This window comes from Nakamurella alba, from assembly GCF_009707545.1.
Lineage (GTDB): Bacteria > Actinomycetota > Actinomycetes > Mycobacteriales > Nakamurellaceae > Nakamurella > Nakamurella alba.
This window is the reverse complement of sequence record NZ_WLYK01000011.1, coordinates 216,283-236,075: the sequence shown is the minus strand read 5'-3', so window position 1 is coordinate 236,075 and position 19,793 is coordinate 216,283. Positions and strand designations below refer to the sequence as shown.

At 72.6% G+C, this 19,793-nt stretch carries 17 protein-coding genes; 3 read left to right on the top strand and 14 right to left on the bottom strand.

What is annotated here, in order from left to right; genetic code table 11:
- Position 1 precedes the first annotated feature (1 nt).
- The 10 genes from GIS00_RS22950 to arc all read right to left on the bottom strand — a co-directional run bounded on the left by GIS00_RS22950 (position 2) and on the right by arc (position 12,193).
- Positions 2-613 (bottom strand): hypothetical protein, encoded by a 612-nt coding sequence (locus GIS00_RS22950; protein WP_154770767.1) that lies wholly within the window; start codon positions 611-613, stop codon positions 2-4.
- Positions 610-1,320 carry an RNA polymerase sigma factor gene (locus tag GIS00_RS22945; RefSeq protein ID WP_154770766.1) on the bottom strand — a complete coding sequence of 237 codons (711 nt, stop codon included), beginning with the start codon at positions 1,318-1,320 and terminating at the stop codon, positions 610-612. Before GIS00_RS22945 ends, GIS00_RS22950 begins: the two co-directional genes overlap by 4 nt.
- Positions 1,321-1,391: 71 nt before the next feature.
- Positions 1,392-2,981, bottom strand: coding sequence for a S8 family serine peptidase (locus tag GIS00_RS22940; RefSeq protein ID WP_154770765.1), 1,590 nt, complete (start codon positions 2,979-2,981; stop codon positions 1,392-1,394).
- 111 nt (positions 2,982-3,092) lie between these two features.
- Entirely contained in the window at positions 3,093-4,535 is a 1,443-nt protein-coding gene (locus GIS00_RS22935) for a S8 family serine peptidase (protein WP_154770764.1), read from the bottom strand.
- Positions 4,536-4,639: 104 nt separating this feature from the next.
- A complete protein-coding gene (gene prcA / locus GIS00_RS22930; protein ID WP_407666910.1) occupies positions 4,640-5,473 on the bottom strand; it encodes a proteasome subunit alpha in 834 nt (277 codons plus the stop codon).
- Between the two features lie 70 nt (positions 5,474-5,543).
- Positions 5,544-6,386, bottom strand: a complete 843-nt coding sequence (gene prcB, locus GIS00_RS22925; RefSeq protein ID WP_154770879.1) for a proteasome subunit beta — start codon at positions 6,384-6,386, stop codon at positions 5,544-5,546.
- Positions 6,387-6,391: 5 nt separating this feature from the next.
- A complete protein-coding gene (locus GIS00_RS22920; RefSeq protein ID WP_154770763.1) occupies positions 6,392-6,583 on the bottom strand; it encodes a ubiquitin-like protein Pup in 192 nt (63 codons plus the stop codon).
- 206 nt (positions 6,584-6,789) lie between these two features.
- Positions 6,790-8,304, bottom strand: a complete 1,515-nt coding sequence (gene dop, locus GIS00_RS22915; protein ID WP_154770762.1) for a depupylase/deamidase Dop — start codon at positions 8,302-8,304, stop codon at positions 6,790-6,792.
- 170 nt (positions 8,305-8,474) lie between these two features.
- Entirely contained in the window at positions 8,475-10,214 is a 1,740-nt protein-coding gene (locus GIS00_RS22910; protein ID WP_196073412.1) for a serine/threonine-protein kinase, read from the bottom strand.
- A gap of 152 nt (positions 10,215-10,366) precedes the next feature.
- On the bottom strand, positions 10,367-12,193 hold the full coding sequence (gene arc / locus GIS00_RS22905; protein ID WP_230314011.1) for a proteasome ATPase: 1,827 nt from the start codon (positions 12,191-12,193) through the stop codon (positions 10,367-10,369).
- Positions 12,194-12,546: 353 nt separating this feature from the next.
- On the opposite strand from arc, the gene GIS00_RS22900 reads away from it, so the two are divergent.
- Entirely contained in the window at positions 12,547-13,581 is a 1,035-nt protein-coding gene (locus tag GIS00_RS22900; RefSeq protein ID WP_154770760.1) for a hypothetical protein, read from the top strand.
- A 200-nt stretch (positions 13,582-13,781) separates the two neighbouring features.
- Here GIS00_RS22900 and GIS00_RS22895 read toward each other — a convergent pair whose 3' ends face one another.
- On the bottom strand, positions 13,782-14,606 hold the full coding sequence (locus tag GIS00_RS22895) for a tRNA (adenine-N1)-methyltransferase (RefSeq protein WP_322098340.1): 825 nt from the start codon (positions 14,604-14,606) through the stop codon (positions 13,782-13,784).
- Positions 14,607-14,748: 142 nt separating this feature from the next.
- Positions 14,749-15,882, bottom strand: coding sequence for a site-2 protease family protein (locus GIS00_RS22890; RefSeq protein ID WP_154770759.1), 1,134 nt, complete (start codon positions 15,880-15,882; stop codon positions 14,749-14,751).
- A gap of 359 nt (positions 15,883-16,241) precedes the next feature.
- On the opposite strand from GIS00_RS22890, the gene GIS00_RS22885 reads away from it, so the two are divergent.
- Together GIS00_RS22885 and GIS00_RS22880 are read left to right on the top strand one after the other, a co-directional pair.
- Entirely contained in the window at positions 16,242-17,159 is a 918-nt protein-coding gene (locus GIS00_RS22885) for a RecB family exonuclease (RefSeq protein WP_154770758.1), read from the top strand.
- A gap of 9 nt (positions 17,160-17,168) precedes the next feature.
- Positions 17,169-17,999 carry a thioesterase family protein gene (locus GIS00_RS22880; RefSeq protein ID WP_322098339.1) on the top strand — a complete coding sequence of 277 codons (831 nt, stop codon included), beginning with the start codon at positions 17,169-17,171 and terminating at the stop codon, positions 17,997-17,999.
- A 98-nt stretch (positions 18,000-18,097) separates the two neighbouring features.
- Here GIS00_RS22880 and hisG read toward each other — a convergent pair whose 3' ends face one another.
- Both hisG and GIS00_RS22870 read right to left on the bottom strand, forming a co-directional pair.
- A complete protein-coding gene (gene hisG / locus GIS00_RS22875) occupies positions 18,098-18,943 on the bottom strand; it encodes an ATP phosphoribosyltransferase (protein WP_154770876.1) in 846 nt (281 codons plus the stop codon).
- 140 nt (positions 18,944-19,083) lie between these two features.
- On the bottom strand, positions 19,084-19,347 hold the full coding sequence (locus tag GIS00_RS22870; protein ID WP_456094177.1) for a phosphoribosyl-ATP diphosphatase: 264 nt from the start codon (positions 19,345-19,347) through the stop codon (positions 19,084-19,086).
- Positions 19,348-19,793: the final 446 nt, after the last annotated feature.

Sequence of the window (19,793 nt, the reverse complement as noted above, 5' to 3'; positions counted from 1 at the left end):
CTCACAGCTGGATCGCGGGGGTGACCACCGGCATCCGGATCGCCGCGTCGCAGCCGGGGGCGGGGTGCAGCACGATCTGCGCCGGGCCCGGCGGCACCGACTCGAAGACGAACCGGCCGGACTCGTCGCAGTCGGTGGTGAAAGTGCTGGCGCCGGAGCGCAACTCGACCTTCAGCGAGCCCCCCGGGGCGGCCCAGCCGTCGAGTCGCACGGTGTCGCCGGGCTGCGGCTCGACGGCGACCATGACGGTGAGGTGCTCGCTGGAGAAGGTCACCCTGCGGGCGTGCTCGACCTGGGCGGCGCCACGGGTGCCGACCAGGCCGGACTCCGACTCGACCAGCCGGGCCATCTCGCCGTCCAGGTCGGTGGCGCCCAGGGCGAAGAGCACGACGTCGGGCAGCATCTCGGGCATCGGGTCCAGCGCGTCGTAGATGCCGACGATGTCGCTGAGCAGGTCCAGGTCGTACTGATCCATCGGGTCCGGTCCGTGTCCGTTCTCGTCCGTGCTGAGGTCGTTCATCAGGTCGTCGTTCGTGTCCTGCGGGGCGTGCTCGGCGAGCTCCGGTCCGGCGGCGTTCGCCACGTCGTTCCTCGGCGGGTTCTTCTCGGTCATGACCACTCCTCCCCCTTCAGGCGCAGGCGCAACTTCTCCAGGCACCGGCCCCGGGTGGGGCCGATGGATCCGACCGGCATGTTCATGTCCTTCGCGATCGCCGCGTAGTCGGGACGCGGGGCGAACGCGATCACCGCGAGCAGCCGGCGGCACCGGTCGGGCAGCGCGTGCACGTGTGCCCACAGCCGCTGCTGCTCGTCGGTCAGCACCGCGGCCGCCTCGGCCGACGGCTCGCGCGGCAGGTCGTCGTCGGTGGGTTCGGCATCGGTCCGGGTCCGCGCCGCGGCCCGGTCCCGCCACGCCTGCCGGCGCAGCGTGACGGTCAGCCAGCGCACGACGGCCATCGGATCGGTGATCCCGGCCCCGCGCCGCACCAGCGCCAGGAATGTCTGCTGCACCGCGTCCTCGGCCTCCGCCGCGGAGAGTCCGCACTGCCGCGCCGTGTGCCACAGCAGCGGGCTGACCAGCCGGACCAGCCGGTCGATCCCGCCGGACACGCCGTCCCGGTAGTCCTGGAACGCCTGCGCCGCCTGGGTGACCAGGTCGCCGACGTCGCCGCCGGCGCGCGGGACCCGGGTCGGGCCGGTCACCCGGGTCGGGCCGCTCACCCGGTGCGCGGTCGCCGGGTCGGTGGTCGGTGCGGGGGCGGTCCCGGGCCCGTCGGGCAGGTGCCCGCGATCCCGGATCGGACTGGTGTCGACCGTCATCGATGTCCTGTCTGTGCCGTCGGCGTCTGTACTATCGGTGCTCCCGGTGCTGCTGGTACTTCCGGTGCTGCTCATCGCGGGCCTTGCTGTCCTGCTGTTCTGCCCAGAGGAACCAGCGCGGCCAGGTCTGATACCACCGGCGGCGAATTCTTTTGCGCGGTCCGGGCGGCCAGTGCGGCGAGGTAGCGGCCGGCCAGGACCGGGGCGGCAAAACTGGTGCCGCTCCAGGTCGCGAAGCCGCTGGAGTAGTCGTCCGGATCGATGGTGCCGCGGCGCCGCCCGTCCTCGTCGACCATGCCGACCGACTCCCCGGCCGAGCCCTCGGCGTCGGTCGGCGCGGTGGACACGACGTTGGCGCCGGGCGCCTGCCCGGTCACCCAGTCCCCGTCGTTGGAGAACAGCGCCACCGAGGTGTCCGGGTTGAGGGCCGCGACGGCGACCACCCGCGGCAGCCCGGCCGGCCAGTCGTGGACCGAGAACGCGGCCGGGTAGCTGGGCTGGGTGGTGGCGTCGTTCCCCGCGGCGGCGACGGTGACCACTCCGCGCCCGGCCAGGTCCTGCAGCTGGGATTCCAGGCCGGCGGTGTACGGGCCGTCGCCGACCTCGGCGTGGTAGCCGAGCGCCAGCACCACGGCGGCGATCGACCGCGGGGCGGCCGCCTGCACCAGGCCCAGCCCGGTGAGTGCGTCGGTCAGCCGGTGCTCGGGCACCACCCCGTCGGAGTCCATGATCCGCAGCGCCACGATGTCCGCCGCCGGGCAGGTCTGCCGCAGCAGCCCGCAGATGAAGGTGCCGTGGCCGGCGTGCGAGGCGAGCCGGCCGGTCATCGGGTCCGGTGCGGCGCCGGCCCCGTCCGGGGCGGTGGCGATCGCCACCGGGTCCTTCGGGTCCACGCCGATCGGGTCGCCGGACGGGGTGGACAACGCATCGCTCACCGGGTCGGCGGTGAACCACGGGTGACGGCCGACCCCGGTGTCCAGCACCACGACCCGCGGACGCGGTCCGTCCGCCGGCGGGACGGGCGGGTCGATCAGCACCGACACCGGGCCGCGACCACCGGACCCGGCATAGGCGTAGGACGGGTCGCCGCCGGCCAGCCCACGCACGCCGAACGGATTCCCGTTCACCGATGCCAGGCCGCGCACCCCGAAGGGATCACCGCTGATCGAGGCGAGACCCCGCACGCCGAAAGGGTTCCCGCTGATGCTCGCGGCGGCGAACATCAGGTGGTCCAGCTCGACTGTGCCGGGCGGGAGCGTGCCGTCGGCCCGGATGGCCTGGACCAGCGGCCAGACGTCGACCGGTGCGGTGGGACCGGTGGCGTCGGTCGGCACCAGCACCACCGGGACCACCAGCGGCAGCCCGGCCGTCACCGCGTCCCGGTACAGCCGGGGTCCACCGTCGGCGAGCGGGTCGGCCGCGATCCGCAGACCGAGGTCGGCCGCGCGCTCGCCGAGGACCCGCATCGCCTCCTGCACCCGGTCCTCCGACCCGCCGGACACCAGCACGGTGTCGCCGACGTAGGCGGTGATCGACGGGATCGGCACGCCGGGCAGCCGGACCGCGGTCGCCGGGTCGAGGATCCGCCCGTCGAACCGCACGAACGGGCTGTCCGGGCCGGGGGTCGACGCGGGCTCGGGGACGGGCGGCGGTGCGGTCATCGGTGCCTTCCGGTCGGTCGTGCTGCGGTGCCGTTCACGTGCGGCGCGGTGTGGAGCTGGTTCAGGAGCTCACGCCGGATGCGGTGATACCTGCTGCCGGTCGGCGCACGGTCACGGTGCTGCCGCGTCACTTGATACCGCAGCGGCGGAGCGCGTGCGACCGATGGGCACGTGCTCGCGGCGGGCGGCGGCACCGGCCGGGTAGCCGGCGGCCCGCAGAGCGGTCAGGTACTGCCCGGCCAGGGCCGGTGCGGCGAAAGAGGTCCCGCTCCAGGAAGCGAACCCGGAGACGAAGTCATCCGGGTCGGCGGCCGACCGGGTGTGGCCGCGGACGCCGCGGGCGGTGACCGCCGCCCGCCCGGATCCGTCGGCGGTCACCGGCACGGTGGAGGCCATGTTGACCCCGCGGGCCTCGGCGTTGACCCAGGGGCCGTCGTTCGAGAAGGCCGCCACCGAGCCGTCCGGGTTGAGCGCCGCCACCGCCATCAGCGGGACGACGTCGTCCGCGGCGAACGCCGGGTCGGCGGCGAAGGCAGCGGGGAACGACGGCCGGGTGGAGGCGTCGTTGCCGGCCGCGCAGAAGGTGGCGATCCCGCACCGCCCGATCTCCAGCAGCAGGTCCCGCAGGTGCGAGGTGTAGGTGAGGTCGTCGCCGGTCTCCGCGTAGTAGCCCAGCGACAGCACCACGGCATCGGCCCAGCCGGGCTGTTCGGTCTGTTTGCGCAGCACCGCTTCCAGCGCGTCGACCAGGGTCGACTCCGGCACCACCCCGTCGGCCCCCATCACCGCCGGAGCCACGACGATCGCCTCCGGGCAGGCCTGTCGGATCAGGCCGCTGATGAAGGTGCCGTGCCCGGCGTGGGTGCCGAGCGCGCCGAGCATCGGGGTCGGTGCGAGGTCGTCCGCACCGGGAAGGTCGTCCGGGTCCACCACCGGGCCGACCGTCGACCCGTCGGCGAAGGTGATGACGTGCTCGACGGTGTCATCGCCCAGCCAGGGGTGCGTACCGACGGCCGTGTCCAGCACGACCACCCGCGGGCGCCGGCCGGTCCCGACGGCCGGTGGTGCCAGCACCACGCTGATCGGACCGCGCCCGGCGTAGCCGGCGGCGCCGTACCGGTCCAGTCCGGGGCGGCCGTGGTCCAGGGCGAACGGGTTGCCGCCGACCTGTTCCGCGGTGGTCAGCAGGTGGTCGAGACCGGCCCGGGCGCCAGGGGTCCCGGCCAGGCGCTCGCGGTACTCGCGCAGCACCGTCCAGGCGTCCGGGCCGCCGGGCGGTCCGGCGGGCACCTCGAACTCGACGACGGAGGTCCGGCGCCCGGCGTCCCGTGCTGCTGTCACGGGGGTGATGGTGAGACCGTGCCGCCGGGCGAGGGCGTCCAGCCGCTCCCGGGCCCGTGCCTCGGCCTCCGGGTCGTCGGCGGCGAGCACCAGGCCGCACCGGCGGTAGGCGGTGACCCCGCGGACGGCTCCGGCCCCGGCTGCCGGTTCCCGCTGCGGATCGAGCAGGCCGCCGCGCCAGTGGTCCAGCAGTCGCCACGGTCCGGCTGTCATCCGACCTCCGTCATGAGGATCCGGCCGCCGTCACGTCGCCCGGCCGCTGCATCAGAGCCTGTCACCCGACTTCGATGTCGCGACCCGCTGGTGCGCCCGTCCGGTCAGCCCTGGTCGGTGCCGTCCGGACCCGACTCCCCGGGTGCCGGGTCCGTCGACTCCCCGGTCCCCGCAACGACTTCCGGCTCCCCTGCGGGCGGCTCGGCCGCGTCGGCGGGCGGCTCCAGCAGTGCGGCGAGGGCGGCCCCGGTGATCCGGCGGAAGGTGCGGACCGGCAGGGCACGGTCCAACACCGCGACCTCCAGCTGTCCCGGGCCGATCTCGCGCACCGTGCCGTCGGCGGAGGCACCGAGGGCCGGCACTGCGGCACGCAGCGCCGCGGACAGGTCCCAACCGGCCTCGAACGACTTCTCCAGGGAGGCGGTCACCGGCTCGACCAGACCGCCCATCACCACGAAGCGGGCCTCGTAGACGATCGACCCGTCGTAGGAGATCCGGTACAGCTGGTCCCGCAGGTCAGGGCTTTCCGCGGTCGGCCCGGCGCCGGGGCCCTTGGCCACCTCGGCGACGCAGATCTCCACCTCGTACGGCTTCTGGTGCTCGGAGAAGATCGACCCGAGCGTCTGCGCGTAGGCGTTCGCCAACCACCGGCCCGAGACGTCGCGCCGGTCGTAGGAGTAGCCGCGGACGTCGGCCAGCCGGATGCCGGCGGTCCGCAGGTTCTCGAACTCGTTGTACCGGCCGACCCCGGCGAAGCCGATCCGGTCGTAGATCTCGCTCACCTTGTGCAGGGTGGGCGAACGGCTCTCGGCGACGAACAGCACGCCGCCGTCGTAGGTGGTGACCACGACACTGCTGCCCCGGCCGATGCCCTTGCGGGCGTACTCGGACCGGTCCCGCATGAACTGCTCGGGAGAGGCGTAGATCGGCATCGTCACGGCCGGGTGACTCCTGTTCTGCTGCAGAAGATCTCGAAAAGCAGGTGCGCTGCGGGCAACGTCTCGGGCGTCAGCCGCCGGGGTTCAGCATGCGGCCGGCGATCACGGCCTCGGACACCTCGGCGACGGCCTCCTCGGACCACTTCACCGCGCCGGCCGCGGTCACCGCGACCACCACCGGGAAGATCCGCCGGGTGAGATCCGGTCCGCCGGTGGCGGAGTCGTCGTCGGCCGCGTCGTAGAGCGACTCCACCGCGGCACGCACGGCGGTGTCCAGGTCGGCGTCCCGTCGGTAGCGCTTCTTCAGCGCGGACCGGGCGAACATCGATCCGGACCCGACGGCGTAGTAGTCGCGCTCCTCGTACCGGCCGCCGGTGACGTCGTAGGAGAAGATCCGGCCGAGCGCCTCGGCGGCACCGTTCTCCGGCAGCTCGTCGACGCCGGCGAACAGCGGCACCACGGCCAGCCCCTGCAGCGCCGCGCCGAGGTTGCCGCGGATCATCGTGGACAGCCGGTTGGCCTTGCCGTCGAGCGAGAGCCGGACGCCCTCGATCTTCTCGTAGTGCTCGAGCTCCAGCTGGAACAGCCGGACCATCTCGATGGCCAGGCCGGCGGTGCCGGCGATGCCGACCGCGGAGTGCGAGTCGGCGACGAACACCTTCTCCATGTCCCGCTGAGCGATCAGGTTGCCCATGGTCGCGCGCCGGTCACCGGCGATGACCACGCCGCCGGCGAAGGTCAACGCGACGATCGTGGTGCCGTGCGGCAACTCGGCCGACCCGGGCGCACCCGCACGGGCGCCCGGCAGCAGGTGCGGCTCCGCGCCGGCCAGGAAGTCGGTGAACGATCCGGTGCCGGGGGTCAGGTAGGGCGCCGGGACGGCTGCGACCGGCCAGTCGGCCGGACCGGGCAGTCGGCTCACTGGCCGCCCTTCTGCACGTACGAGCGGACGAAGTCCTCGGCGTTGCTCTCCAGCACGCCGTCGATCTCGTCCAGGATGTCGTCGGTCTCGGCGGCCAGCTTCTCCCGACGCTCCTGACCGGCCGGCTCCGCGCCGGTGGCCTCGTCGTCGTCCCCGCCGCCCTGGCGGCTGGTCTGTTCCTGTGCCATGTCGTGCTCCCGTCCCGGACGCGTCCACGCTCGCGTCGTGATCCTTCGACCTTAACCGTTGGCCGTCCCGGCCGGATCGCGACGGTCGGGCAGGATCCGGACGGGCTCGTCCCTGCCCGGTCGGGCCGGGGTTCGTCGTCGCCAGTTGGTGAGCGCCGGGTGGCCGGCGCCGGGTGGGCCGGCCCAGGGTGGTCAGGGCCGCGCGGTCAGCGCCGGGTGGTCAGGGCGTCGACCAGCTCGGCGGCGTCCGCGGAGGCGTCGAGCAGCGCGCCGACGTGCGCCTTGGTGCCGCGGGCCGGGTCGAGGGTGGGGATGCGCACCAGCGACTCGCGGCCGACGTCGAAGATCACCGAGTCCCAGGAGGCGGCGGCCAACCGGTCGGCGTACTGGGACACGCACCGCCCGCGGAAGTAGGCGCGGGTGTCCTCCGGCGGGTCCGTCATCGCCGCCTGCACCTGCGCCTCGGTGACCAGCCGCTTCATCGACCCGCGGGAGACCAGCCGGTTGTACAGCCCGCGGTCCATCCGGATGTCGGAGTACTGCAGGTCGACCAGTGCCAACCGGGGCGCGCCCCAGGCCAGCCCGTCCCGGGCGCGGAACCCTTCCAGCAGGCGGAGTTTCGCCGGCCAGTCCAGGGTGTCGGCGAGCTCCATCGGGTCCCGGTCGAGCTTGTCCAGCACGTCCAGCCAGGTGGCGAGCACCTGTGCGGTCTGCTCGTCGACGTCGTCGCCGTACCGGTCGGCGACGTAGGCGGCGGCGGACTCGGCGTAGGCCCGCTGGACGTCGACGCCGGTGAAGCTGCGGCCGTCCTGCAGCCGGACGGTGACATCGAGGCCGGGGTCATGGGAGATCTGGTGCACGGCGTGCACCGGGCTCTCCAGGTCGACCGCGGGCAGCTGCCAGCCCTCCTCGATCATCGACAGCACCAGTGCGGTGGTGCCCAGCTTGAGGAAGGTGGCGGTCTCGGCCAGGTTCGCGTCACCGATGATCACGTGCAGCCGGCGCCACCGGTCGGCGTCCGCGTGCGGCTCGTCCCGGGTGTTGATCAGCCCGCGTTTGAGCGTCGTCTCCAGGCCGACCTCGACCTCGATGTAGTCCGACCGCTGGGCCAGCTGGAAACCGGGGGTCTGGCCGGCCGGTCCGATTCCGACCCGGCCCGCACCGGCGAACACCTGGCGGGAGGCGAAGAACGGCAGCAGCCCGGAGATCAGTGCGGGGAAAGGGGTCTCGCGCCGGCACAGGTAGTTCTCGTGGGTGCCGTAGGAGGCGCCCTTGCCGTCGGTGTTGTTCTTGTAGAGCTGCAGCTGCTTGGCCCCGGGGACGGCGGCGGCCAGGTTCGCAGCGGCCTCCATCACCCGCTCGCCGGCCTTGTCGTAGAGCACGCCGTCGAGCGGGTTGGTGACCTCCGGCGCGGAGAACTCCGGGTGCGCGTGGTCCACGTACAGCCGGGCGCCGTCGGACAGGATCACGTTCGCCGCACCGATGTCGTCGATGTCCGGGTCCGCGGCGCCGAACAGTGCCGACAGGTCGTAGCCGCGGGCGTCGCGCAGCGGCGACTCCACCTCGTAGTCCCAGCGCGGCCGCCGGGCCCGGGGCGCCTCGACCGCCGCCGCGTAGGCCAGCACCACCTGGGTCGAGGAGATCACCGGGTTGGTGCCGGGGTCCCCGGGTGCGGAGATGCCGTACTCGACCTCGGTGCCCATGATGCGGCGGACTGTCATGGCCCCGACAGTAATCGGACACCGGTCAGGCCCCTTCCCGACCCCGGTCACGCCCGGCGGCGGCCGATCGGTTCGGACGCGGACCGACGGTCGCACTCCCGGCGCGAGATCGGCGGGCGTGCGCGACCTGACCCGCAGCCCGCCGCTCGCCGCGGTTCCGTGCCCTGGCCTCAGCCCCGGGCCAGCGAGCCGGTCACCTCGCCGGAGTCCTTGATCCGGGCGATGCACCAGAAACCCCGTTCGCCGAGCACGAAGTCGGTCTCGGACGGCGGCAGGATCCGGACGTCGAAGCTGCCGGAGGTGTTCGGCGGCAGGTACGCGACCAGCGTGTCCTGTGTGCAGGTCTTCACCACGTTCGGGTCCTTGGCCACGTCGACCAGGCCGGGCGAGCGGGTCGTCGCCGCGAGCACGCCGGTGCCGTAGGCCTCCCAGCCGTGCGGCTCGTCGCAGGAGTCCAACGCGGTGGCCGTGCTGCGCGAGCCGATGGTCACCAGGTTGGTGAAGCAGGTGCCGACCGGCGGCGGTGTCTGGTTGATCACCACGGTGGTCGGGGTGGTGGTCGTGGGTGTGCTGGGAGCGGTGGTCGGCGTGCTCGGCGCGGTGGTGGGGGTGCTCGGTGCGGTGGTGGGTGTGCTCGGCGGGGTGCTGACCGAGCCCTGCGACGAGGTGACCGACCCGCTGGTGGTCACGGAGCTCGGCGACGCGGAGGTCACCGACAGGCTTCCGGCCGTGGAGCTGGAGGCCCCGCCCCCGGCGATCCGGGCGTCACCGCCGACGGCGGCCTCCCGCCCGAGCATCACGGCGGCGCCGATCACCAACGCCAGCACAACCGCGGCGGCGGCGATCACCGGCCAGGGCCGACGGCGCCCCGAACGCTGCGCGGAGACCTGCACCATGTCGTCGAGCAGGCCCTGCCCCGTGCGGTCCTGGGTGACCGAACCCCCGGAGCCACCGGTGCGACCGGTGTCGGCGCGTTCGTCGGTGCGGCCCGGCGGGACCGGTGCAGGGGTGGAGAACGGTCGCAGGCCACCGGCCTGCTCCGGGTGCCCGGCCCGGACCGCGGCGAGCGCGTCCCGGAAGGCCGCGGCGGTCGGATAACGGTCGCCAGGGAGCACGGCGGTCGCCCGCCAGATCACCGGCATGAGGTCCTCGGCGCCCTCGACCCCGGCCGGCGGCAGCGGCTCGTTGAGGAGGACGAGCAGCTTGGTGAGCGGCGGGGAGGCGCCGTTGGGATCGCTGCGGGGTGGTCGGCCGAGCAGCATCGCGTACAGGGTGGCGCCGAGCGCGTAGATGTCCATCGACGCCGTCGGCTCGACACCGCCGAACGCCTCCGGCGCCGCGTAGGACGGCGTCAGCGAGTCCATGGTCACCGAGTACTGCTCGCCCGCCGGCGGCAGCGCGGCCAGGCCGAAGTCGGTCAGCGCCGGGTTGCCGTACCGGGAGATGAGAATGTTCCCGGGTTTGACGTCCCGGTGCAGGATCCCTTCGCCGTGCGCGGCGACGAGTGCATCGGCGATGGCGAAACCGATGTCCAGCACCTCGTCGGCCGGCACCGGCCCGGACTTCTTGATCCGCTCGGCGTACGACCCGCCGGTGTACAGCTCCATGACGAGGTACGGGTGGTCGTCGGCCGTGGTGCCGCCGTCGTACAGCGTGACGATGTGCGGGTGCGCAGCCACCGCGCCTGCGGCGATGATCTCCCGGGTGAACCGGCGCCGGTCCCGCTCGTCCACCAGCCGCCGGTCGTCGACCTTGACCGCGACGTCCCGGTCGACCGAGAGCTGGTGACCCCGGTAGACGGTGGCGAACCCGCCGCGGCCGACCTCTGCGTCCAGCCGGACACCGGGCACCTGGGGGAAGGCGCGCCGGGGCGCGTCGTCACCCGACGGGGGTCCTGGCGGTGCGGTCACTCGCTCATTGTGAAGGGCCGCGGGACGCCGGGCGCGCAATTGTGCGAAACGACGGGACGGATCACTCGGGACGTCCGGCCGCCCCGAGGGCGACGACCACGGCCGGTGAGCTGCGTCCGCAGACGCTGCTCACCGGCCGTGGGGCGTCCGGGTCAGAGGTACTGGCCGGTGTTGGACGCGGTGTCGATGGCCCGCGAACCCTCGGACTGCTTGCCCGAAACGAGGGTGCGGATGTAGACGATCCGCTCCCCCTTCTTGCCCGAGATCCGAGCCCAGTCATCGGGATTCGTGGTGTTCGGCAGGTCCTCGTTCTCGGCGAACTCGTCGACGATCGCGTCCAGCAGGTGGCTGACCCGCAGGCCGCCCGGCGCCGGGGCGCCCTGCGCCAGCATCGACTCCAGCCGCTCCTTGATCGCCGACTTCTTCGCCCGGTCCACGATGTTCTGGATCATCGCGCCGGAGTTGAAGTCCTTGAAGTACAGGACCTCCTTGTCACCATTGGCGTAGGTGACCTCGAGGAACCGGTTCTCGTCGGTCTCGGTGTACATCCGCTCGACGGTGTGCTGGATCATCCCGTTGATCGTCGCCGTCCGGTCCCCGCCGAACTCGGCGAGGTCGTCCGGGTGGATCGGCAGCTCGCTGATCAGGTACTTCGTGAAGATGTCCCGCGCGGCCTCCGCGTCGGGCCGCTCGATCTTGATCTTCACGTCGAGCCGGCCGGGGCGCAGGATGGCCGGGTCGATCATGTCCTCGCGGTTGGAGGCGCCGATCACGATGACGTTCTCCAGACCCTCGACGCCGTCGATCTCGCTGAGCAGCTGCGGGACGATGGTCGTCTCGACGTCGGAGGAGACGCCGGTGCCGCGGGTGCGGAACACCGAGTCCATCTCGTCGAAGAAGACGATGACCGGGGTGCCGTCCGAGGCCTTCTCCCGGGCGCGCTGGAAGATCAGCCGGATGGTGCGCTCGGTCTCGCCGACGTACTTGTTGAGCAGCTCGGGGCCCTTGATGTTGAGGAAGTAGCTGGTGACGTGCTCCTCACCACGGGCCGCGGCGACCTGCTTCGCCAGCGAGTTCGCCACCGCCTTCGCGATCAGCGTCTTGCCGCAACCAGGCGGACCGTAGAGCAGCACACCCTTCGGCGGCCGCAGCTGGAACTCGCGGAACAGGTCGGCGTGCAGGAACGGCAGCTCGACGGCATCACGGATCTGCTCGATCTGCCGGGTCAGGCCGCCGATGTCCTCGTACGCGACGTCCGGCACCTCCTCCAGCACGAGGTCCTCGACCTCGGCCTTCGGCACCCGCTCGTAGGCGTAGCCGGCCTTGGTGTCGACCAGCAGCGAGTCGCCGGGCTTGAGCGCGATGTCCATCAACGGCGAGGCCAGGTGCACCACCCGCTCCTCGTCGGCATGACCGACGACCAGCGCACGGTCGGCACCCAGCACCTCACGCAGCGAACAGACCTCACCGATCACCTCGAAGTTGCCCGCCTCGACGACGGTCAGCGCCTCGTTCAGCCGGATCTGCTGCCCACGACGCAGCTGCTCGATCTCGACCGTGGGCGACACGGCCAGGCGCATCCGGCGGCCGCCGGTGAAGACCTCGACCGTGCTCTCCGGGCCGGGGGCCAGGAAGATGCCGTAGCCGCTCGGCGGCTGCGCGAGCCGGTCGACCTCCTCCTTGAGCTGCAGCAGCTGGGCCCGCGCCTCGCGCAGGGTGATGACCAGCTTCTCGTTGCGCTCGGTCAGCGTGTTGATCCGCTGGGCGGACTCCGCCAGCTGGCGCTCGAGCGGGCGGGTGTCCATCGGCGCCACCGCGAGGCGCCGCCGGAGCTGCGCGATCTCCTCGTTCAGGGCGCGCACCTGCGCGGTGAGCGCGCCCGTGCTCGGCGTGGTGACGCCGGTGCCGTCGGAACTGTCCTGCGGCTCCGGGGCACGGTGTGCCCCTTCCCATCTCCGGTTCGCTGCGTCGTCGGTCATGGCGCCTCCCTTTCCGGTGCGGCCCTCACCTTTTCAACCCTACAGTCGGCGTATGACAGCGGGCTGAGATCTGTGTGACGACCGCGAGTCGGGCGCCGGTGGCCGGGTGTTCACCGCTCCTTCGCCGAACCCGGTCCGTTCCCGTCGCACGGTCGCCCCACACGCGGAGATCCGGGTCCGCGCGAATTTCCCCGCCGCGCGACGGAACCGGAGCAGCCGATCGGGAGTCACAGCTCCGACGGGTGTCGTCGGCAACCCTCCGGCGACCTTCGGGCAGCACTTCCGCGGGGTCGTCGGTGACGGCGCGGCCCGTGGTGGGCAGCAGCACGGCGGACAGGCAGGACGGACGTGACATGAGTGGAGCGTGGGCCGACTACGGCCGCGAGCGCAGCGGGGCGTACTCCGCCCCCGGAGCCCCGACCACCGTGCGACCGGTGGTGCCGGAGCCGCCGGCCCGGGCGCACCCCGACTGGGCGCCCGCCCAGGCCTGGTCCGCGCCCCCGTCGACCCATTGGTCCCCGGCTGTTGCCCCGGCCCCGCACCCGACCCGGATGTTCGAGCGCCCGGCCGGTCACTGGCCGGACCCGCTGCCCTACCGCGGCGCACCGCTCCCGACCCTGCCGCCGCCTCCGATCGCACCTCCGATCGCACCTCCGAACGGCCGGCCGGGCCGCAGTGGCGGCCGCTCACCCGCGGTCGTGTGGCTGTCCGCCCTCGTGCTCGCCGCCCTCGCCGTCACCGCCACCGTGATCCTGCTGTCCACCCGCGATTCCACCGGAACCGCTGCACCGGGCGGTCCGGTCACCGCGGGGATCCCTGCGACCACGGGGACCGCTCCGTCCACTGCCGGTACCGCCCCGTCCACTGCCGCTCCGTCGACCAGTTCCTCCGGGCCGCGACAGTTCCCGCCGATGACCGGTACGTCCAACCCCGACGGCGGCGGTACCGGAGGTGGTTCAGGCGGTGGTTCGGTCAGCGACCCGCCGGATCCGGTCACTTCTCCGCAGACGGACCCGGAGACCACGCCGTCGTCCGAGGGCGACCCGTACGTGCCGCCGATCGGTCCGGACGGCGGGTCAGGATCCGGCGATCCGGAGGAACTGGCGACAGCCGCGGCGGAGTCCTGGGTCGCCGCGCTGAACGATGGCGACGCCGATGCTGCTGCCGACCTGACCTGCGCGTCCCTGCGGTCGGCGGTCGACGAGGAGTTCGTCGACGCGCTGGAGCCCGGGTCGCTGACCATCGAGGACATCACCGTCGATCCGGACAGCACCGCGACCGAAGGGTCCGGCGAGCTGCGGATCGGTTACCAGCGGGTCGGCGACGACCCGCAGGAGGACACCCTGGACCTGGTGATCGAGCAGCGGGCCTGGGTCATCTGCGACTGAGCGTCATCTGCGACCGAGCGTCGGCTGGGACCGGGTGTCGTCTGAGATTGGTGTCGTCTGGGGACCGGGCGTCGTCTGCGACTGGGTGTCATCCGCGACCGAGTATCAACCGCAACCCGAGCGCGGTCGGCCTCCGATTCTGAACATCCGATGGCCCGAAAAGCGCATCGGATGTTCAGAATCCGGAGAGGTCTCGTCGATCAGCGACCGGACGCGGTCGGGCGGCGCTGGGGTTTCGGCGCCACTACGCCGGGAGCCAGTTTGCGGGCCTTCAGCAGGAAGGCGGTGTGGCCGATCATCCGGTGCTCGGGCCGCACCGCGAGCCCGACCAGGTGCCACGGCCGGTGCATGCTCTCCCACGCCTCGGGCTCGGTGAACCCGCCGCCCTCGCGGATCGCCTCGGCCACCCGGGACAGCTGCGTGGTGGTCGCGACGTAGACCATCAACACCCCGCCGGGCACCAACGAGGCCGCGACGGTCGGCAGCATCTCCCATGGCTCGAGCATGTCCAGCACGATCCGGTCGACCTCGCCGGAGTGCTCGGCCATGTCGGCGACCTTGAGCGTCCAGTTCTCCGGCCGCTCGCCGAAGAAGCGTTCGACGTTCCGGACGGCATGCTCGGCGTGGTCCTCACGGATCTCGTACGACAGCACCGAGCCGGTCGGGCCGACGGCGCGCAGCAGTGAGCAGGTCAATGCACCGGACCCGGCACCGGCCTCGAGAACCCTTGCCCCGGGGAACATGTCGCCCCAGTGCACGATCTGCGCGGCGTCCTTCGGGTAGATCACCGCGGCGCCGCGCGGCATCGAGAGCACGTAGTCGGTGAGCAGCGGCCGCAGCGCGAGGTAGGAGGTGCCCTGGGCGGAGGTGATGACGACACCCTCGGGCTTGCCGATGAGGTCGTCGTGCGCGAGTACGCCGCGGTGCGTGTGATAGCTGCCGCCGGCCTCCAGCACCATCGTGTACTTGCGGCCCTTGGAGTCGGTCAGCTGGACCCGATCCCCGACGGTGAACTCGCGACTCACTGCTGCCTGCACTTTCCCTGACGGATCCGGTGGACCCGGTATGACCTCGATCGTCCGCGCGGAGCGGTGCGCCCGCCGGACCGGTACGAGTATCCCGGACGCGACCCGCCCGTCGGACCGACCGGATCACGTGCCCGGACGGTCAGGAGTTGCGGAGCAGCCGGTCGACCTCGGCGGTCGGCACCACGCCGGCGGGGTGGCCGTCGGCGTCGACCAGCAGCAGCACCGGCCCGGCGTCACGGAGCCGCAGCGCGATCTCGGCCGGGTCGTCGTCGACCAGCACCACCATCTCCGGTCGGATCGGGGTGGCACAGCTCAGGGCGGGCCGGCTCGGGTCGGTGCGGGCGGCGGCGATCGCCGCTCTCTCGTCGAGCAGGCCGGCGGCGAACCCCTCAGCGGAGGTCAGCACCACCGCGCGGTCGCCTGCCGCCTGCAGCGCCAACCCGACCGGGACCTCCTGCGGCAGCTGCACGACCGGCCGGGCGAGTGCGGCCAGACCGGCGTCGGACGGCCAGGTCACGGCGCGGTCGCCGCGCTGTTCCGCGAGCGCCCCGGCCCCGATGAACAGCGCCATGGCGACACCGATGACGCCCTGCAACAGTCCTGCCCGCTCCATGCCACCGAACTGGACGATGGAGTAGACGATGAGCGCCGCGGCGATGACGTACCCGCCGATCGCGCCGGCCACCGTCCCCCACCGCCGGCGACCGGTGGCCCGCCACACCCCGGCCCGCAGCACCCGTCCGCCGTCCAGCGGCAGCGCAGGGAGCAGGTTGAACACCGCGATGACGGCGTTCGCCAGGGCCAGCTCCAACAGGATCAGCCAGCCCAGGGTGCGCTCGTCCGTCCCGCCGACGAACAGGAAGAACAGTCCGGCGAGCACCACGGAGAGTCCGGGACCGGCAGCCGCCACCACCGCTTCCTCCCGGGCCCGGGTCGGCACCCGACCGAGCTCGGACACACCGCCCAGCAGGTAGAGCCGCACCTGCAGCACAGGGATGCCGAGTGCCCGTGCGGCCATGCAGTGGCCGAGCTCGTGCACCAGCACGCTGGCACCCAGCAGCACCCCGAGCAGGATCGCGATGGTGATCGATGTGCCACGGGTGGTCCCGGGCACCGCCTGCTCGACGATGGGGGTGGCGAGGGCGGCGATGATCACCACCGACAGCAGCCACGACCACGACAGCACGATCCGGATGCCGCCCAGCCGCCCGAGCGGGATGCCGGCGGAGGGCCCGCGCGGGGCCTTCCGGGCCGGGGCCGGTGGCTGGGTCATGCGCGCAGAGTACTGATCATCCGCGGGTGATCCCGTCGGGCCGGGCCGTCGATGGACAGGCAGTCCGGTGACCGGGCACTCCGGTGCGCGGTCCGGCGGGCGTGTGCAGGATGCGGAACCGATCCGTTGGCGTCCGCCACGCTGCACGTGGCCCACCGCACCCGATCCGCAGCGCCGGCCTGCGCCTCGACCACTCCGGCCAGGACCGCGGGCGACGCTCCACCTGGCCGACCTCAGCAGTTCGATCGATGCCTCCTGGCGGAGACCGGCCGGGCCCGGGAACGCTGGGAGCAGGGTGAACGGGACGCGAACGGTGTGGGTGCCGGACGCTGTCGGTCGCGGGCCGTAGGGTCGCCGTCATGCAGGTGATCGACGCGTCCGCCACTTCCCCGGCCCCGGCCGGGCCGGATCCGGCGACCACGGACCACCTCGACGGCACGCAGGAACCGGCTGCGCGTCCCCGCCGGCTGGCGCTGTCCCCGTCCCGGGCCTCGGACTTCAAGGCATGCCCACTGCTGTACCGGTTCCGCGCGATCGACAAGCTCCCCGAACCGTCCGGCAAGGAAGCGGTGCGCGGCACCCTGGTGCACGCCGTGCTGGAGCGGATGTTCAGCCGGCCGCCGGCCGAGCGCACTCCGGAGGGCACGGCCGCCGCGCTGCGCCCGACCTGGGAGGAGCTGTCGGCGGAGCGGCCGGACTGGCGCGAGGTGATCCCGGAGCCCGACCTCGCGGCCTGGCTGTCCAGCGCGGAGACCATGGTGCACAGCTACTTCCGGCTGGAGGACCCGCGCCGGTTCTCCCCCGAGTCGTGCGAGCTGGCGGTCGAGATCGATCTCGCCGACGGCGTCGCGCTGCGCGGTTTCATCGACCGGGTCGACGTCGCGCCCACCGGTCAGATCCGGATCGTGGACTACAAGACCGGTCGGTCGCCGTCGGAGAACTTCGAGGCCGGCGCGCTGTACCAGCTGAAGTTCTACGCGCTGATGGTCTACCGGATCCGTGGTGTGGTCCCGGCCCAGCTGAAGCTGCTCTATCTGTCCGACGAGCTCCCGCTCACCTACACGCCGAGCGAGCAGGAGCTGCTCGCCTTCGAGCGCGGGGTGTCGGCGTTGTGGAAGGCGGTGCTCACCGCCGTCCGGACCGGTGATTTCCGGCCGCGGAAGTCCCGGCTGTGCTCCTGGTGCCACCACCAGTCCCTGTGCCCCGAGTTCGGCGGTACCCCGCCGCCGTACCCCGGCCCACCCCTGCTGGAGAACGTGACCCCGCTCGCCGGTTAGTTTGCCGGGGTGAACGACCCGATCCGCGACGCCCTCCCCGACACGACCGCCGACGAGACTCCCGACGCCTTCTTCCTGCCGCTCGGTGACGGCCGGTTCCGGCCCACCACGCATGCCCAGGGCGCTTGGTCCGAGCACGAGTCGCACATGGCGCCGGTGTCGGGGCTGATGTTGCACGAGCTGGAGACCCGGCTCCCCCGACCGGATCTCGCGCTCTCCCGGGTCGCCTTCGACATCCTCGGCAAGATCCCGGCGGAGGACCTCGTGGTGCGGACCAGGGTGCTGCGCGCCGGCCGGACGATCGAGCTGTCCGAGGTCGACGTGGCCGGGCCGGACGGTCGGAGCGCCGTCCGCGCCACCGTCTGGCGGCTGCAGACCAGCGACACGAGTGCGGTCGCCGGTGTCGAGGACCCGCCGATGGACCTGCCCGGTCCCGAGGCGCGGTTCCGGATGGGCGGGCTGTGGAACAGCGGTTTCATCCGCACCCTCGAGGTCCGGACCGCGGAGCCGCCGCGGCCGGGTCGGTCCCGGGTGTGGCTGCGCTCCTCGGTGCCGCTCTTCGGCGGACCCGATGCGCCCGACATCTCCGCGACCGCACGACTGTTCGGCCTTGTCGACACGGCGAACGGGGTGGCGGTGCGGGCGCTGCCGTCCGAGGTGATCTTTCCGAACGTCGACCTGACCATCCACCTGCACCGCGATCCGGTCGGCGAGTGGCTCGGGCTCGACGTGTCGGTCAGTTGGGGGGTGCACGGCATCGGCGTCACCTCGGCGGTGCTGCACGACCTGGACGGACCGTTCGGCCGGTCCGAGCAGTCCGCCACCATCCGGCTGCGCTGAGCCGTCGACGCGCTCCGGCCACCCTGGCGACGGTCGGGCACGCGTAGCTGATGAAGCCGGCCGCACCCCGACTGATCAGGGTGCGGCCGGCAGGTACGTCAGAGGCGGCAGGTGCGGATGTCGGATGCCAGGATCGCCTTCGCCCCGATCCCGACCAGCGCGTCCATCACCGGGTTCGCCTTCGTCCGCAGCACCATCGCCCGCACGGCCACCCACTCGGGATCGGCCAGCGGGGCGACGGTCGGGGACTCCAGGCCGGGGGTGATCGCAGTGGCCTGATCGAGCAGCGCCTTCGGGCAGTCGTAGTCGAGCATCAGGTACTGCTGGGCGAAGACGATGCCCTGCAGGCGGTTCGCCAGCTGCTTCGCGGCGGTCGATGTCGGCTGGCCGGCGCGCTGGATCAGCACCGCCTCCGACGCGCAGATCACGTCGCCGAACGGCGAGAGGCCGTGCTGCCGGAGGGTGCGCCCGGAGCCCACGACGTCGGCGATGGCGTCGGCGACGCCCAGCTGCACGGAGATCTCCACCGCCCCGTCGAGCCGGATGACCTCGGCGGAGACGCCGTTGCGCTCCAGGTCGGCGAGCACGAGGTTCTGGTAGGCGGTGGCGATCCGCTTGCCCTCGAGGTCGCCGATCGACCAGTCGGCGGCGCCCGGGCCGGCGTAGCGGAAGGTCGAGTAGCCGAACCCGAGGCCGAGCACCTCGGACACCGGGGCACCGGAGTCCGCGGTCAGGTCCCGGCCGGTGATGCCGAGGTCGAGTTCGCCGGACCCGACGTAGATCGCGATGTCCTTGGGGCGGAGGAAGAAGAACTCGACGTCATTGGCCGGGTCGAGCACGGTGAGGTCGCGGCTGTCCGACCGCTGCCGGTAGCCGGCCTCGCGCAGCATCTCGGCAGCGGGTTCGCTCAGCGTGCCCTTGTTGGGGACCGCGACGCGGAGCAGGGAATCTCGTGACATTGCTTGTCCTTCAGGGAAGTTCGGGGAGCTGGAGGGTCCGGAGCCGGTGCTGTTCCGGCGGGCCCTCGCACCGTGCGACGCGTGTGCGGACGGTGCGGGACGGCGTCGTCGCAGCGCGACGACGCCTACAGATGCCGGTAGACCTGCTCCAGCGTGACGCCACGGCCGATCATGATCACCTGCGCGCGGTAGAGCAGCTGGGAGATCTCCAGCGCCAGGTTGTCGTCGGACTCGTGCTCGGCGGCGAGCCACACCTCGCCCGCCTCCTCCAGCAGCTTCTTGCCCTGGGCGTGCACGCCGGCGTCGAGGGCGGCCACCGTGCCGGAACCGGCCGGTCGCTGCTCCGCGCGCTCGACGAGCTCGGCGTACAGGGAGTCGAAGGTCTTCACGATGACCCAGTGTCCCAGATCGGAGGGGGTGTCCCGGCCACCGGACCCGCACAGCTGTTGACACACGGATGAACCCTCGCCGACGGCCACGAGTCGGCCGACCGGCGCACCCCGACCTGTGCGGTGTCCGCGGCCGCCGGCCGAGGGACGAATCTCGATCGATGAACGCGAGCCCGGCCCCCCGACTCGGTGCGACCCCGCAGTGGACCGCGGCGGCAGTGCCGCCGACCGGGCGGAGGCCAGCTGACAGACCGGCCGACCACGCCGACCGGCGCAGACTCACGGCAGTGCGCGGAGCGGCAGCAGCCGATCCGCCCCGTGACCGAGCCCGACGATCAGCGCAGCTTGGCCGCCCGGCGCCGGGCCTTCGCCGCGGCCGCCTTGGCCTCCGCGGCGCGCACCTCGTCGGAGGTGGTCACCTCGTCGTCGTCCACGGCATCGAGCAC